This window comes from Pseudomonas sp. 3296 (assembly GCF_031456615.1).
GTDB classification, from domain to species: Bacteria; Pseudomonadota; Gammaproteobacteria; order Pseudomonadales; family Pseudomonadaceae; genus Aquipseudomonas; species Aquipseudomonas mucoides.
Genome location: NZ_JAVDUY010000005.1, coordinates 72653 through 86197, shown reverse-complemented (window position 1 = coordinate 86197; position 13545 = coordinate 72653). Strand labels below are relative to the sequence as shown.

At 58.4% G+C, this 13545-nt stretch carries 15 protein-coding genes; 10 read left to right on the top strand and 5 right to left on the bottom strand.

Annotated elements, in window-relative coordinates:
* Positions 1 to 8: 8 nt before the first annotated feature.
* The gene (locus J2X66_RS14520; RefSeq protein ID WP_007949456.1) at positions 9 to 245 is read right to left on the bottom strand and encodes a DUF3820 family protein; all 237 of its coding nucleotides are present in this window, start codon (positions 243 to 245) and stop codon (positions 9 to 11) included.
* Between the two features lie 204 nt (positions 246 to 449).
* Here J2X66_RS14520 and J2X66_RS14515 point away from each other — a divergent pair, with 204 nt between their 5' ends.
* Entirely contained in the window at positions 450 to 917 is a 468-nt protein-coding gene (locus J2X66_RS14515) for a PA2169 family four-helix-bundle protein (protein ID WP_027923861.1), read from the top strand.
* A gap of 57 nt (positions 918 to 974) precedes the next feature.
* On the opposite strand, the gene J2X66_RS14510 is transcribed toward J2X66_RS14515, so the two are convergent.
* Both J2X66_RS14510 and J2X66_RS14505 read right to left on the bottom strand, forming a co-directional pair.
* Positions 975 to 1445 carry a MaoC family dehydratase gene (locus J2X66_RS14510; protein WP_027923862.1) on the bottom strand — a complete coding sequence of 157 codons (471 nt, stop codon included), beginning with the start codon at positions 1443 to 1445 and terminating at the stop codon, positions 975 to 977.
* A gap of 42 nt (positions 1446 to 1487) precedes the next feature.
* The gene (locus tag J2X66_RS14505; RefSeq protein WP_310265445.1) at positions 1488 to 2432 is read right to left on the bottom strand and encodes an alpha/beta hydrolase; all 945 of its coding nucleotides are present in this window, start codon (positions 2430 to 2432) and stop codon (positions 1488 to 1490) included.
* Positions 2433 to 2677: 245 nt separating this feature from the next.
* On the opposite strand from J2X66_RS14505, the gene fadD2 reads away from it, so the two are divergent.
* Positions 2678 to 4366: a long-chain-fatty-acid--CoA ligase FadD2 gene (gene fadD2 / locus J2X66_RS14500; RefSeq protein WP_310265442.1), complete on the top strand. Its 1689-nt coding sequence runs from the start codon at positions 2678 to 2680 to the stop codon at positions 4364 to 4366.
* A 375-nt stretch (positions 4367 to 4741) separates the two neighbouring features.
* Positions 4742 to 6442, top strand: a complete 1701-nt coding sequence (fadD1, locus tag J2X66_RS14495; RefSeq protein ID WP_310265440.1) for a long-chain-fatty-acid--CoA ligase FadD1 — start codon at positions 4742 to 4744, stop codon at positions 6440 to 6442.
* A gap of 88 nt (positions 6443 to 6530) precedes the next feature.
* Here fadD1 and J2X66_RS14490 read toward each other — a convergent pair whose 3' ends face one another.
* Positions 6531 to 6908 carry a hypothetical protein gene (locus J2X66_RS14490; protein WP_027923866.1) on the bottom strand — a complete coding sequence of 126 codons (378 nt, stop codon included), beginning with the start codon at positions 6906 to 6908 and terminating at the stop codon, positions 6531 to 6533.
* Between the two features lie 200 nt (positions 6909 to 7108).
* Between J2X66_RS14490 and J2X66_RS14485 the strand changes: the two genes are divergently transcribed.
* The 3 genes from J2X66_RS14485 to def all read left to right on the top strand — a co-directional run bounded on the left by J2X66_RS14485 (position 7109) and on the right by def (position 8969).
* Positions 7109 to 7300, top strand: coding sequence for a CsbD family protein (locus J2X66_RS14485; RefSeq protein WP_027923867.1), 192 nt, complete (start codon positions 7109 to 7111; stop codon positions 7298 to 7300).
* Between the two features lie 173 nt (positions 7301 to 7473).
* The gene (locus J2X66_RS14480) at positions 7474 to 8433 is read left to right on the top strand and encodes a YihY/virulence factor BrkB family protein (protein ID WP_310265437.1); all 960 of its coding nucleotides are present in this window, start codon (positions 7474 to 7476) and stop codon (positions 8431 to 8433) included.
* Positions 8430 to 8969 carry a peptide deformylase gene (gene def / locus J2X66_RS14475; protein WP_027923869.1) on the top strand — a complete coding sequence of 180 codons (540 nt, stop codon included), beginning with the start codon at positions 8430 to 8432 and terminating at the stop codon, positions 8967 to 8969. Before J2X66_RS14480 ends, def begins: the two co-directional genes overlap by 4 nt.
* A 45-nt stretch (positions 8970 to 9014) precedes the next feature.
* On the opposite strand, the gene J2X66_RS14470 is transcribed toward def, so the two are convergent.
* Positions 9015 to 9431 (bottom strand): GNAT family N-acetyltransferase, encoded by a 417-nt coding sequence (locus J2X66_RS14470; RefSeq protein ID WP_310265434.1) that lies wholly within the window; start codon positions 9429 to 9431, stop codon positions 9015 to 9017.
* Between the two features lie 339 nt (positions 9432 to 9770).
* Between J2X66_RS14470 and J2X66_RS14465 the strand changes: the two genes are divergently transcribed.
* The 4 genes from J2X66_RS14465 to J2X66_RS14450 all read left to right on the top strand — a co-directional run bounded on the left by J2X66_RS14465 (position 9771) and on the right by J2X66_RS14450 (position 13307).
* The gene (locus tag J2X66_RS14465) at positions 9771 to 10712 is read left to right on the top strand and encodes a fatty acid desaturase (RefSeq protein WP_310265433.1); all 942 of its coding nucleotides are present in this window, start codon (positions 9771 to 9773) and stop codon (positions 10710 to 10712) included.
* A gap of 142 nt (positions 10713 to 10854) precedes the next feature.
* On the top strand, positions 10855 to 11646 hold the full coding sequence (locus J2X66_RS14460; protein WP_310265430.1) for a PhnD/SsuA/transferrin family substrate-binding protein: 792 nt from the start codon (positions 10855 to 10857) through the stop codon (positions 11644 to 11646).
* A 117-nt stretch (positions 11647 to 11763) separates the two neighbouring features.
* Complete coding sequence (locus tag J2X66_RS14455) at positions 11764 to 12297, top strand: sigma-70 family RNA polymerase sigma factor (protein ID WP_310265427.1); 534 nt, start codon at positions 11764 to 11766, stop codon at positions 12295 to 12297.
* The gene (locus J2X66_RS14450) at positions 12294 to 13307 is read left to right on the top strand and encodes an ABC transporter substrate-binding protein (protein WP_310265424.1); all 1014 of its coding nucleotides are present in this window, start codon (positions 12294 to 12296) and stop codon (positions 13305 to 13307) included. Before J2X66_RS14455 ends, J2X66_RS14450 begins: the two co-directional genes overlap by 4 nt.
* Positions 13308 to 13545 lie beyond the last annotated feature (238 nt).

Genomic DNA, 13545 nt, shown 5'->3' with positions numbered 1-13545 from the left:
GGTCAGGATCAATGGCGGGGCGCAGGTTTGCCGTGTTTGGCGCGCAGGGGTTCGAGCAGTTCCGACAAGCCGTTGTGGTCGATTTCCTGCATCAAGGCCAGCAGGCCACCGAGTTCGCCATGGGGAAATCCTTCCCGGGCGAACCAGTTCAGGTACTGGCCGGGCAGGTCGGCAATGATCCGGCCCTTGTATTTGCCGAAGGGCATTTCGCGAGTGATCAGCAGTTCGAGTTTTTCAGGGTTCATCAGTCGGTCGTCTTGATTCTATGCGTCTGGAAAATACAGGCATTCTGCATGCAGGCCAATTGACAGATCATGCAAAAAAAACGGATACAGATTTTGCTGTTTTATATAACTGTTTGAAAAATAACGAATAAAGAATAGGTCAGAAGCTGGCATGCAGGGTGCAACAGTCATTGCATCTTTCATCAACCCGCAAGGAATTGAAAAATGACCGACATGAATAAAGAAGCCATCTCTGTACTCAACGACCTGATTGAAACCAGTAAAGACGGTCAGGAAGGGTTCAAGACTTGCGCTGAAGACATCAAGCACCCAGAACTCAAAACGCTGTTCGTTCAGCGTTCTGCCGATTGCGCCACCGCTGCTGCTGAACTGCAATCTGCCGTGCGTTCGATGGGCGGTGATCCGGAAACTTCTACCAGTGTCAGCGGCGACTTGCACCGTCGTTGGGTCGACGTGAAGTCGATGTTCACCGGCAAAGACGAAGAAGCCGTTCTGAACGAAGCAGAACGCGGTGAAGACCATGCGCTGAAGGCTTACCGCGAAGCCATGGAGAAAATCAACAAACACAACCTGGTGGGTATTCGTGATCTGGTTGAACGTCAGTACCACGGCGTGCAACGCAATCATGACCAGGTGAAAGCCCTGCGTAACCAGGCTCGCGCACGCTCGTAAACGTTCGCTGCCTGCCAAAAACGCCAGCCAGTCTGGCGTTTTTTTATGCCTGGTCGATTAGCCGATGCTGATCGCCGGCAATGTCGGCAACGTCACGGTCTGCTGCTTGCGCGGTGCCAGGATCTCGGCTTCGCCGTCGACCACCAACTCATCGTTCTGGTTGAACACGCGAGTGGCAATGCGTACACGAAACTTCGGTAGCTTCTCGAGGATTTCCAGGCGTACGGTCAGGGTGTCGCCGATTTTCACCGGCTTCTGAAAGCTCATCTGCTGGCCAATATAGATCGTCCCTGGCCCAGGCAGCTCGCACGCAACGGCGGCGCTGATCAGTGCGCCACTGAACATGCCATGGGCGATGCGCTCCTTGAACATGGTGCCTGCCGCGAATTCGGCGTCCAGGTGCACCGGGTTGTGATCGCCGGACATTGCAGCGAACAACTGAATGTCGCGCTCCTCGACCTTTTTGCTGTAGCTGGCGGTCTGGCCGACTTCGAGGGCTTCGTAAGGGGTGTTGGTAACCTGGGTCATCTGTCTCGATTCCTGTGACGAATAAATGAATCCACAAAAAAACTATTCCGACCGGGGTGGCCGGCGGTGGCTGAGGGCCTGGGCAATCCACTGCAGCACGTCGTTGATCACTTCCTCGCGGTTGCTCTCATTGAACAGTTCATGCCGCGCCTGCGGGTAAATCGTCAGGTGCAGGTTCTGGCTGCCTGCCGCACGCAAGGCGTCAGCCAGATCTTTCAGACGTTTGCCTTCGCTCACCGGATCACATTCGCCGCCAATCACCAGCAGCGGCAGGCCCGGATCGATCTGGGCGAGATTGGACGCTTTGCTGATTTGCTGCAACCCACCGAGCAAATCGATCCACAGCTGGTTGGTGCAACGAAAGCCGCAGAGCGGGTCGTTGGCGTACATATCCACTTCTGCCGGGTCGCGACTGAGCCAGTCGAAACGGGTGCGCGCCGGTTTGAATTGTTTGTTGAACGAACCGAAGGACAGCCATTCAATCAGCGCACTGCGGCCCTTGGGCCCTTGGCGCAACTTCTCCAGGCGGGCGATCTGCCGCGCCGCGCGATAGAGCGCCACGGGCTGGAAGTTCGAGCCGCTAAGCACCGCGCCGTGCAGGCTGGCGCTGTGATGCAGCAGATAAGCCTGGGCGATGTAGCTGCCCATGCTGTGACCGAGCAACACAATGGGCACGCCAGGATGATGCTGGCCGATGTGTTGGTTGAGGCTGGCGAGGTCGCCGACAACCTTGCACCAACCGTCCTCGTCGGCGAAATGGCCCAGGGTGCCGTTTTCGGCAGTTTTGCCATGTCCACGCAGATCCGGTGCATACACGCCGTAGCCTTGCTCACAGAATTTTTCCGCCAGCCGGGCATAGCGAGCGCTGTGCTCGGCCATGCCATGGGCCAGCAGGATCACGGCTTTTAACGGCGAGGCGGGCAGCCACTGGTTGACGAAGAGGCGGCTGTGGTCACTCGCGGTCAGCCAGAACGTGTCGTGGATCATGGCGATTCCTTTGCATGGGGCTGCATGGGGCATGGGCGTGGTTGCATTGTATAGCGCATCCCGCGCTTGCCGTCTGATCAGGCCGCGCCACGGCAGGAAGATTCACGCGGTCAATGACGGCGTTGGCTGTATTTGCCTGAATCGCCATAACTGCTAGTGTCCGTGGAGCCCCGCCTTTCGCTTCAGGTTTTTTAGAAGTGACAGAAAAGCGGCCCGGATAGGCTCAGGTAAAGAGGACAAGAACAATGCAACCTGATTTCTGGAATGACAAACGCCCGGCCGGCGTGCCCTTGGACATCGATCTTGGGGCCTACAAGTCGGTGATTGAGGTGTTCGAGCGTTCCTGCAAGAAATTTGCTGACCGCCCGGCCTTCAGCAACATGGGCGTGACCCTCACCTACGCCGAACTGGAACGCCAGAGCCTGGCCTTCGCCGCGTACCTGCAAGCCCACACCGACCTGGTGCCGGGGGATCGCATCGCGGTGCAGATGCCCAACGTCCTGCATTACCCGATTGCCGTGTTCGGTGCCTTGCGCGCCGGGCTGATCGTGGTCAACACCAACCCGATGTACACCGCGCGGGAGATGCGTCATCAGTTCAAGGATTCCGGCGCGCGGGCGCTGGTGTACCTGAACATGTTCGGGCAGAAGGTCCAGGAAGTGCTGACCGACACCGACATCCAGTACCTGATCGAAGCGCGAATGGGCGACCTGATGCCTGCCGCGAAGGGCTGGCTGGTCAATACCATGGTCAGTAAGGTCAAGAAAATGGTCCCGGCGTATTCGTTGCCGCAGGCTATTTCGTTCAAGAGCGCGTTGCACATGGGACGTGGTCTGGGGATCAAGCCGCTGAAAGTCAGCCTCGACGACATCGCCGTGCTGCAATACACCGGCGGCACCACCGGTTTGGCCAAGGGCGCGATGCTGAGCCACGGCAACCTGGTGGCGAACATGCAACAGGCGCGGGCGTGCCTTGGACAGTTCGGCGCTGACGGTCAACCGCTGCTGCGCGAAGGGCAAGAGGTGATGATCGCGCCGCTGCCGCTGTACCACATCTATGCTTTCACAGCGAACTGCATGTGCATGATGGTGACCGGCAATCACAACGTGCTGATCACCAATCCGCGCGACATTGGTGGCTTCATCAAGGAACTGAAGAACTGGCGGTTCTCGGCGTTGCTGGGGCTCAACACGCTGTTCGTTGCCTTGATGGATCACCCGGACTTCAAGACCCTGGATTTCTCCAGCCTCAAGCTGACCAACTCCGGCGGTACGGCGCTGGTCAAGGCCACCGCCGAGCGTTGGGAGCAGATGACCGGTTGCCGCATCACCGAAGGTTACGGCCTGACCGAAACGTCGCCAGTGGCCTGTACCAACCCGTACGGCGATCAGTCGCGGATCGGCACGGTCGGCCTGCCGGTGCCGGGCACCACGCTCAAAGTGATCAACGATGACGGCGTCGAGCAGCCATTGGGCGAGCGCGGCGAGCTGTGCATCAAAGGCCCGCAAATCATGAAGGGCTACTGGCAGAAACCGGAAGCCACCGCCGAAGTGCTGGATGCCGAGGGCTGGTTCAAGTCAGGCGACATTGCGGTGATCGACCCGGACGGCTTTGTGCGCATTGTCGATCGCAAGAAAGACATGATCATCGTCTCGGGTTTCAACGTGTACCCGAACGAGATCGAAGACGTGGTGATGGCTCACCCGAGAGTCGCCAACTGTGCGGTCATCGGTGTGCCGGACGAGCGTTCGGGGGAGGCGGTGAAGTTGTTTGTGGTGGCCCGTGAAGCGGGGGTCAGCCTTGAAGAGCTGAAGGCGTACTGCAAGGAAAATTTCACGGCGTACAAAGTGCCCAAACACATCGTGTTACGTGAGTCGTTGCCGATGACGCCGGTCGGGAAGATTCTGCGGCGGGAGTTGCGCGATATCGCTTGATCGTTGAATGGCCGCGCTTCGCGCGGATCGTCGGAACGCCGCCCGGGGCAAGCCACGCTCCCACAAGGTCATCGCTGATCCTTGTAGGAGCATGGCTTGCCCGCGATGCTTTCAGGGGCTGGAAAGCTCCTGTTTTCGGGGCTTTCAAGGCTTTATAGGTTTTTTGCTCTAAAATGACCGCCGGCTATTCTTGAGTCACAATTGTGACCGTAGAGGCCGCTTTTGGCTCTGGTCGACCCTTGGCAAAGCTGCTACTCTCGGCGCGCTTTGTGACTTCTCGGCCTAGTAAAAAGCCAGACTCACCGATAAAACACACACCAATAATAATCGCATCAAATGCGGTGCTGAATTCGCGTTGCTGAGGAGTGGGCTTCCATGATCGAAGACTTTTGGAAGGATAAGTACCCAGCTGGGATCGCTGCCGAGATCAATCCAGACGAGTACCCGAATATTCAGGCAGTGTTGAAGCAATCCTGCCAACGCTTCGCCAACAAGCCGGCATTCAGCAACCTGGGCAGGACACTCACCTACGGTGAACTGTACGAATTGTCCGGTGCCTTTGCCGCTTACCTGCAACAGCATACCGACTTGCAGCCGGGCGATCGAATCGCCGTGCAGTTGCCCAATGTTTTGCAGTACCCGGTCGCCGTCTTCGGTGCCATCCGCGCCGGGCTGATCGTGGTCAACACCAACCCGCTGTACACCGCGCGGGAAATGGAACACCAGTTCAACGACTCCGGTGCCAAAGCCCTGGTCTGCCTGGCCAACATGGCGCATCTGGCGGAAACCGTCGTGCCGAAAACCGGCGTCAAGCACGTGATCGTCACCGAAGTAGCCGACCTGCTGCCGCCGCTCAAGCGCCTGTTGATCAACAGCGTCATCAAATACGTGAAGAAGATGGTCCCGGCGTATCACTTGCCCAAGGCCGTCAAATTCAACGAAGTACTGAGCAAGGGCCATGGCCAGCCAGTGGCTGAAGCCAACCCGGCCAGCAGCGATGTCGCGGTGCTGCAATACACTGGCGGCACCACCGGCGTGGCGAAAGGGGCGATGCTGACCCACCGCAACCTCGTGGCAAACATGCTGCAATGCAAGGCGCTGATGGGCTCCAACCTTAATGAAGGTTGTGAGATCCTGATCACGCCGCTGCCGCTTTATCACATCTATGCGTTCACCTTTCATTGCATGGCGATGATGCTGATCGGCAACCACAACATCCTGATCAGCAACCCGCGCGACTTGCCGGCGATGGTCAAGGAACTGTCGAAGTGGAAGTTCAGCGGTTTTGTCGGCCTCAACACGTTGTTCGTGGCGCTGTGCAATAACGAAGGTTTCCGCAAACTGGACTTCTCGGCGCTGAAAGTCACCCTGTCCGGTGGCATGGCCCTGCAATTGGCTGCCGCCGAACGCTGGAAAGCGGTCACCGGCTGCGCCATCTGCGAAGGTTACGGCATGACCGAAACCAGCCCGGTGGCCACGGTCAACCCAATCCAGCACATCCAGATCGGCACCATCGGTATTCCGGTCCCTTCGACCCGCTGCAAAGTCATCGACGATGCCGGTGTGGAACAACCGCTGGGTGAAATCGGCGAACTGTGCGTCAAAGGTCCGCAGGTGATGAAAGGCTACTGGCAGCGCCAGGAAGCCACCGATGAAATCCTCGACAGCGAAGGCTGGTTGAAGACCGGTGACATCGCGCTGATCCAGCCGGACGGCTATATGCGTATTGTCGATCGCAAGAAAGACATGATCCTGGTTTCCGGTTTCAACGTGTACCCGAACGAACTGGAAGACGTGCTCGCGACCCTGCCGGGTGTGCTGCAATGTGCGGCCATTGGCGTGCCGGACGAGAAGTCGGGCGAGGCGATCAAGATTTTCATCGTCGCCAAACCGGGCATGACGCTGACCAAAGAACAAGTGATGGAGCACATGCGTGCGAACGTCACCGGCTACAAGGTGCCGCGCGCCGTCGAGTTCCGCGACGCGCTGCCGACCACCAACGTCGGCAAGATTCTGCGTCGCGAGTTGCGCGACGAAGAACTGAAGAAAATCGCCGCGAAAAAAGTCGGCGCGTAACAACAAAAAGCCCCGCGGATGCGGGGCTTTTTTTGCCTGCCAAATCTTCTTTGCCTGTCAGACCGCTATCGCGAGCAGGCTTTTGCTTTCAGAGGCGGAACGGCGCGAAATTGACGTTGGTACCCGCCGGGCGCATGTCCTGCAGGAATGAGTCCTTGTCGGCACTCAGCTCCAGGCTCAAGGCCGCCTTGCGCTTGCCTTCATTGCGCACCACCAGGCCTTCAAGCTTCTCGCGCAGGAACACGGTCGGCACTTTCAGGTGCAGCAGCTCGTCGGTGTCCGGCGTGTGCATCAGCAAGTGAACCCATTCGTACTGACCAATGGCCAGGCGCGCGACCGGAATATCGAACCACCAGATGTTGCGGTTGCGGTTCAATTCGGTGAAATGGCAGTTGTTGACGCCAAGCACGGCACCGCCAAGTTCCTGGTTTCTGCGGGCAATGGCCTGCTTTTTATCGAGTTTCATAACATTCCTACGGGATTGGATCTTCAGCGCCATGGCCTGAATACGTTGCGCATTCTCGGGGGTTGGTCGGCAAACATAAAGCCCAACCTGCCAAGATCGACGAAATGTGCCGTACAAAATAAATGAAACTCCGTGCTAACGCCCCCGGTCAATCCTTGTGTAACGACTTTTCTCATTGATTTGTTCACAGGAGAAACACCATGAGCAGCACTGGCGATAAAGTAAAAGGCATGGCCAACGAAGCCGTCGGCAATGTCAAGCAAGGTGTCGGCAAGGCCACTGACAACACCCGCCTGCAAGCCGAAGGCAAAGTGCAGGAAAAAAAAGGCGAGGCTCAGCAAGCTATAGGCAAAGCCAAAGACGCCATCAAAAAAGGCGTCGACAAGGCTTGATTCGGCCTTTGACGATGATCAGGAACGGCCATCCACGGATGGCCGTTTTTGTGTCAGCCTGAACTTGAGCGCGGAAATTGTTTCAAAGTCGCCAAGTAGGCTACTTTGATGTAGAAAACGGCCCCTGAGTCGCCACGACTTCAACCCCAATCTTGCGGCGAAAGGAGACGCTAATGATTTTCCCGGACATGAAAGGCCTGCCCCTGCACCGTGTGATGGTGCGCACGGTCACCGAGTTCATCGACGATGAAATGTCGACCTATGCCTCGGCGCTGGCCTATCAGATGTTGTTCTCGTTGTTTCCCTTCATTTTGTTCCTGATTGCCCTGATCGGTTTCCTGCACCTGCCGGACTTTTTCTCCTGGCTGCGACTGCAGTCGGAACTGGTCTTGCCGCCCCAGGCGCTGGAACAGGTCAACCCGGTCATTGACCAGCTGCAGCAATCCAAGGGTGGATTGCTCTCGGTGGGTATCGTGATTGCGCTTTACACCGCCTCCGCTGGTGTGCGGCTGATGATGAGCGCGATGAACGCGGCCTACGATGTGGTCGAAGGCCGGCCGGCGTGGAAGCGCTTCCCGTTGTCGATCATTTACACCGTTGGCATTGCCGGGATGCTGCTGGTCGCTGCCGCGCTAATGGTGCTCGGTCCGCAGTTGATGGGCTGGATCGCCGCGCAGGTCGGCCTCGAAGACTTCATCGTGACCCTCTGGACCATCGTGCGCTGGCCGGTGGTGGTGATTCTGCTGATGGTCGCGGTGGCCGTGATTTATTACGTCATGCCCGACGTCAAACAGGAGTTTCGCTTTATCACGCCGGGATCGGTGCTGGCGGTGGTGGTGTGGATCTGTGCCTCTGTGGGCTTCGGTCTGTACGTCAAGGAGTTCGCCAACTACAACGCCATGTATGGCAGTATCGGCGCGATCATCGTGCTGTTGCTGTACTTCTACATTTCCGCCGCGGTGCTGTTGCTCGGCGCGGAGATGAACGCGGTCATCGAGCACATGTCGAGCGAAGGCAAGGACCCCGGCGAGAAGGTCCCTGGCGAACACGGCCACGACCATCAAAAACACCACGTTTCGGGATTGGGGCGCGATCACTCGCTTCATCCCTCCACTGACGAAGTCACCAAATGATCCGTGAAATTCTGAAAATGGGCGATGAGCGCCTGCTGCGCGTTGCCCCGCCGGTACCGGCCGAGATGTTCGACAGCCCCGAGTTGTGGCAGTTGATCGACGACATGTTCCAGACCATGGAAAGCGTCGGTGGCGTCGGCCTGGCTGCGCCGCAGATCGGGGTCGACCTGCAACTGGTGATCTTCGGTTTCGAGCACAGTGAACGGTACCCGGACGCCGAAGCGGTGCCGCAAACTATCCTGATCAATCCACTGATCACACCGTTGAGCCCGACGCTGGAAGAGGGGTTTGAAGGGTGCCTGTCCGTGCCGGGCCTGCGCGGCGCCGTGGACCGTTATCAGCAGATTCGCTACGAAGGTGTCGACCCCAAGGGCCAACCCATCGTGCGCATCGCCTCAGGCTTCCATGCGCGGGTGGTGCAGCATGAATGCGATCATCTGATCGGCCGTTTGTACCCGTCGCGCATTACCGACTTCAGCAAGTTCGGGTTTACCGAAGTCATGTTCCCGGACCTGGATCCGAACGCTGACGACTGAACACACCGCCGCTCCCACATTAGGTCTCCATCGGTCTGTCGGGCTTTATCGCGTTGGCTCCAACCCCATCGCAATCATCGGCTTGCTGCGCGCATAACGGCTCAACCGTTCCACCATGGCATACGGCATCTGTGGATCGAAAACAAAGCCGCGACGTTCATAAAAGCCACGCAGATCCGGATGGCAAAACAGCCACACCGGAAGGTCGAGGTCCTTGACCGCTGCCGAAATCAACTCGCCGGCAATCCCCTGCTCGCGACAGGTCGGGTCAACAAACAACCCCGTCAACCAATACCCACCCGCCACCGGTCGCAAACACAGCGCTGCCACAATCTCATTGCGTCGAGCCACCCATAACCGAGCATCGCGCACGGCTTTCATCGGCGATTGGTGTGCGCGATAAAATTTGTTCATCAGGGGCCATAACGGCTCGTCGAGCAAGTTGTACTGGGTGTCGGGCATGGGTCTGGACTGTCGGTGTGCAAAGCGGACGATTATAAAAGAACGTACGCGCAGGGATAGGTGTATACCTGATCTCACATCCCGTATGAGTGGAGTACGTATCATGGCCAAAGGCATGGATTCAAAGAAAGCTGCGAAGAAGAAGCCGGCGAAAACCGCCGATGAAAAGCGCGCGGACAAGAAGGCCAAGAAGGTGGATGTGTTCGGTCACTGATCCCGCGACAAGGGAGCCCGGGCAATCGGGCTCCTGCTGCAGGTCTAACGAAATAACCAAATAATCTGCAAGATTTCCCAAGGCAACTGCACAGAAGGGGACTGGTCCCCGATCTGAGCAACGCCATGCCCCATTACTTCGATAACGCCCACCGAGAAGAAATCGATGCCCTGCGTCAACGCCTGACGGCCCGCACCGAATGGCCGACCTGGCTGTTGTTGATCGGCGTGTACGGCGGCTGGTTCAGTATTGTTCTGGCCAGTGACCGATGGGGGCTGTGGTTGAGTACTGTGCTGCTGATTCCATTGCTGGTGCTGTGGTTGTCGGTGCAGCACGAATTGCTCCACGGTCACCCGACCCGCTGGACAACACTGAACAAAATCCTCGGTTATGCGCCGTTCGCGGTCTGGTATCCCTACACCCTGTACCGCGACAGCCATCTGCTGCATCACCGCGACGCAGACCTGACCGTTCCCGGTCGCGATCCGGAAAGCCGCTACCTCAGCGTCGAGCAGTGGCAGGGCAGTTCACTGTTCGAACAGAGCCTGCACTGGCTGAACAAAACAGTGATCGGGCGTTTCATGCTCGGCACGCCGTTCGCCTTGCTGGCACTGGCGAAAGAACAACTGCAGCGGTTGATCAACGGTGAGCGACAGGCCTGGCTGATGTGGCTGACCCACGGAGCACTGACCTTGCTGATGCTGGCGTTCATTGCCCGCTACAGCGTTTTGCCGGTGTGGCATTACCTGCTGCTGATCAGCGTGCCGGCGCTGTCGATTGCGATGATTCGCTCCTACTATGAACATCGTCCGCACGCGCAATCCGAACAACGGACCGTGCTCAATGAAGCGGCGTGGCCTTGGCGCTGGCTGTTCCTGAACCTCAACTTTCACTTGGTGCATCACGACTTGCCGGGGCTGGCGTGGTACGACTTGCCGCGTGCTTATCACGCACGCCGCGAGCAATGGATCGCGCGCAGTGGCGGGTTTCTGGTACAGGGTTATGGCCAGTTGTGGCGCGAGCACGGGATCAAGGCCATCGACAGCCCACGGCATCCGTTCCACTGATTTTTTGGATCAATCCCCAATCCTTGTAGGAGTGAGCCTGCTCGCGATAGCGGCCTGACATTCACCATTAATGTCGTCCGACATGCCCTCATCGCGAGCAGGCTCACTCCTACATTTGATTTTTGTTATCTGGACGATTTTGATGACCCACCACCTTGCCGAACTCCTGATGTACGTCGCCCCCGAGCCCATCCACCAGGCCAACGAACGCTGGCTGACGCACATTCTCGAACGGTTTCCCTGCGATCGCCTCGATGCCAGGGACCTGTCACTGACAGACCTCTGGCGCTCCCCGCACCTGTTGCTGACCCAAACCTGCGGCTACCCGCTGATGACGGCATTGTGCGGTCAGGTCCGGGTGATCGGGCGGCCGCGCTATGAGTTGCCGTACAGTTGCGCTGGAAGCCATTGCAGCCTGCTGCTGAGTCGCGCCGATGATCCGCGGCGGACCTTGCCCGACTTTCGCGACAGCCGTGGCGTGATCAATGGCGAAGACTCCAATAGCGGCATGAACCTGTTGCGCCATCGACTGGCGCCGCTGCATCGCGCCGGACAGTTCTTTGCCCGTGTCGCCATCAGCGGCAGTCACCGTGAAAGCCTGCGCTGGCTGCGTGAAGATCGAGCGGATCTGGCCGCCATCGACAGCGTGACCTTCGCCTATCTGGCGCAACACGCCCGGGAAGAGGTCGCCGGCCTGCGCGTCGTTACCCGAAGTGAGTTCTGTCCGACCTTGCCGTACATCTCGGCTGCCGGGACGAGCGATGAACAGGCTGAGCATCTGTTGAAAGTGATGAATCAGACCCTGAGCGAACTGCCCGACGTAGCCCAAATCCTCGGGCTGAAGGAAGTGCTGCCTGCCAGCGAAATCGATTATCAGGTCGTCCTTGACTATGAGCGAGAAGCGGAAAATCTCGGTTACGGTCGTTTGCGTTAAAATTCCAAAAAAGAATATAAAAATGCTTTTTAAATATTATTAAAGAATAAGTCTCCTTGTTAGGATCGCGCCACCGGATCACCGGACATTCAGCGACCCCTAACCCTTGGAGCCTCTATGTCCGGCACCGACGACTCCCATCGTAACCTCGTGGGCGGATTGTTCCGCGCCCATTACCCCTGGCTGTGCGCACGCTTGCGCCAGTATTTGGGAACCGGTGTCAGTGTCGAAGACATTGCCGCCGACACCTTCATGCAATTGCTCGAGTCGCCCAGCCTGGCGCCTATTCGTGAGCCCCGCGCCTTGCTCACCACCATCGCCCGCCGACAGATTTATGAGCTCTGGCGCCGCCGCGTTCTGGAGCGCCAACACCTCGACCAGCTGCCGCCGGCAGACCTGACCAGCGGCCCATCGCCTGAAGATTTGCTGCAGCTATCGCAAACCCTGAACCGCCTGGACCAAACCCTGCAGCGACTTCCGGGCAAGGTCAGGGCGACCTTTCTGCTGTCGCGCGTCGACGGCCTCACCTATCCGCAAATCGCCGCCGAACTGGGTATTTCCCAGCGTTCGGTCAGCGTTTACATGACCCGCTCCCAGGCACTGTGCGCCCAGCACAGCGCCAACCAACCCTTGACCCGGAGGTCCGCATGAGATCGATCAAAGCCCTGCTTGGCAGTTCGCTGCTGGCGCTGAGCCTGGTGGCCAGCCAGGTTCAGGCGGCGGAAAAAGCCGCGCCCATCCATTTCGGCGACATCACCTGGGAGAGCGGCAGCCTGATCACCGAAATCCTGCGTCTGATCGTTGAAAAAGGTTACGGCTACCCGACCGATACGTTGCCGGGCAGCACCGTCAGCCTCGAAGCGGCACTGGCCAAGAATGACATTCAAGTGATCGGCGAAGAGTGGGCGGGGCGCAGTCCGGCGTGGGTCAAGGCGTCAGCCGAGGGCAAGGTGTTTGGTTTGGGCGACACGGTCAAGGGCGCCACCGAAGGCTGGTGGGTGCCGGAATACGTGATCAAGGGTGACCCGGAACGTGGCATCAAGCCGCTGGCGCCGGAGTTGAAATCCGTGGCTGACCTGGCCAAATACAAGGATGTATTTCGCGACCCGGAAGACCCAAGCCGTGGCCGTTTCCTCAACAGCCCCACCGGCTGGACCTCGGAGATCGTCAACAGCCAGAAACTCAAGGCGTATGACCTGAGCGCCAGCTACGTCAACTTCCGCACCGGCTCCGGCGCGGCGCTGGATGCCGAGGTCGCCTCATCGATCCGTCGAGGCAAACCGGTGTTGTTCTACTACTGGTCGCCGACGCCGCTGTTGGGTCGTTTCAAACTGGTGAAACTGGATGAGCCGCCGTTCGACCCCGAAGCCTGGAAAACCCTGGCCGACGCCAACAACCCCAACCCCAAGGGCACACGCTCGATGCCGGCCAGCCTGGCCATTGGCGTGTCGGCGCCGTTCAAGGCGCAGTACCCGGACCTTGTGTCGTTCTTCGAAAAAGCCGATTTGCCGATCGATCTGCTGAACCAGACGCTGGGGCAGATGAGCGAAAAACGCCTGCAACCGCGTGAAGTGGCCCAGGCGTTTCTACGCGAGCAGCCGCAAGTGTGGAAGGGTTGGGTGCCAGGGGAGGTGGCCACGAAAGTGAGTGCAAGTTTGTAATCTTGTAGTGCCTGGTAAAAGCCATCGCGAGCAGGCTCGCTCCCACACGGGATGTGCGCCGTTCACAAAACCTGTGGGAGCGAGCTTGCTCGCGACGGTCTCCCGTCTTACACCCCTCCTGCCCGCTGAACCGATTTTGTCCTCAATCCTGGCCGACTAGTGGCGTTGCGTCCTCAACGACGCTGACTATGCTGACCCATGACGGAATATGTCACTCGACATCAAAGGCCGCCATCAA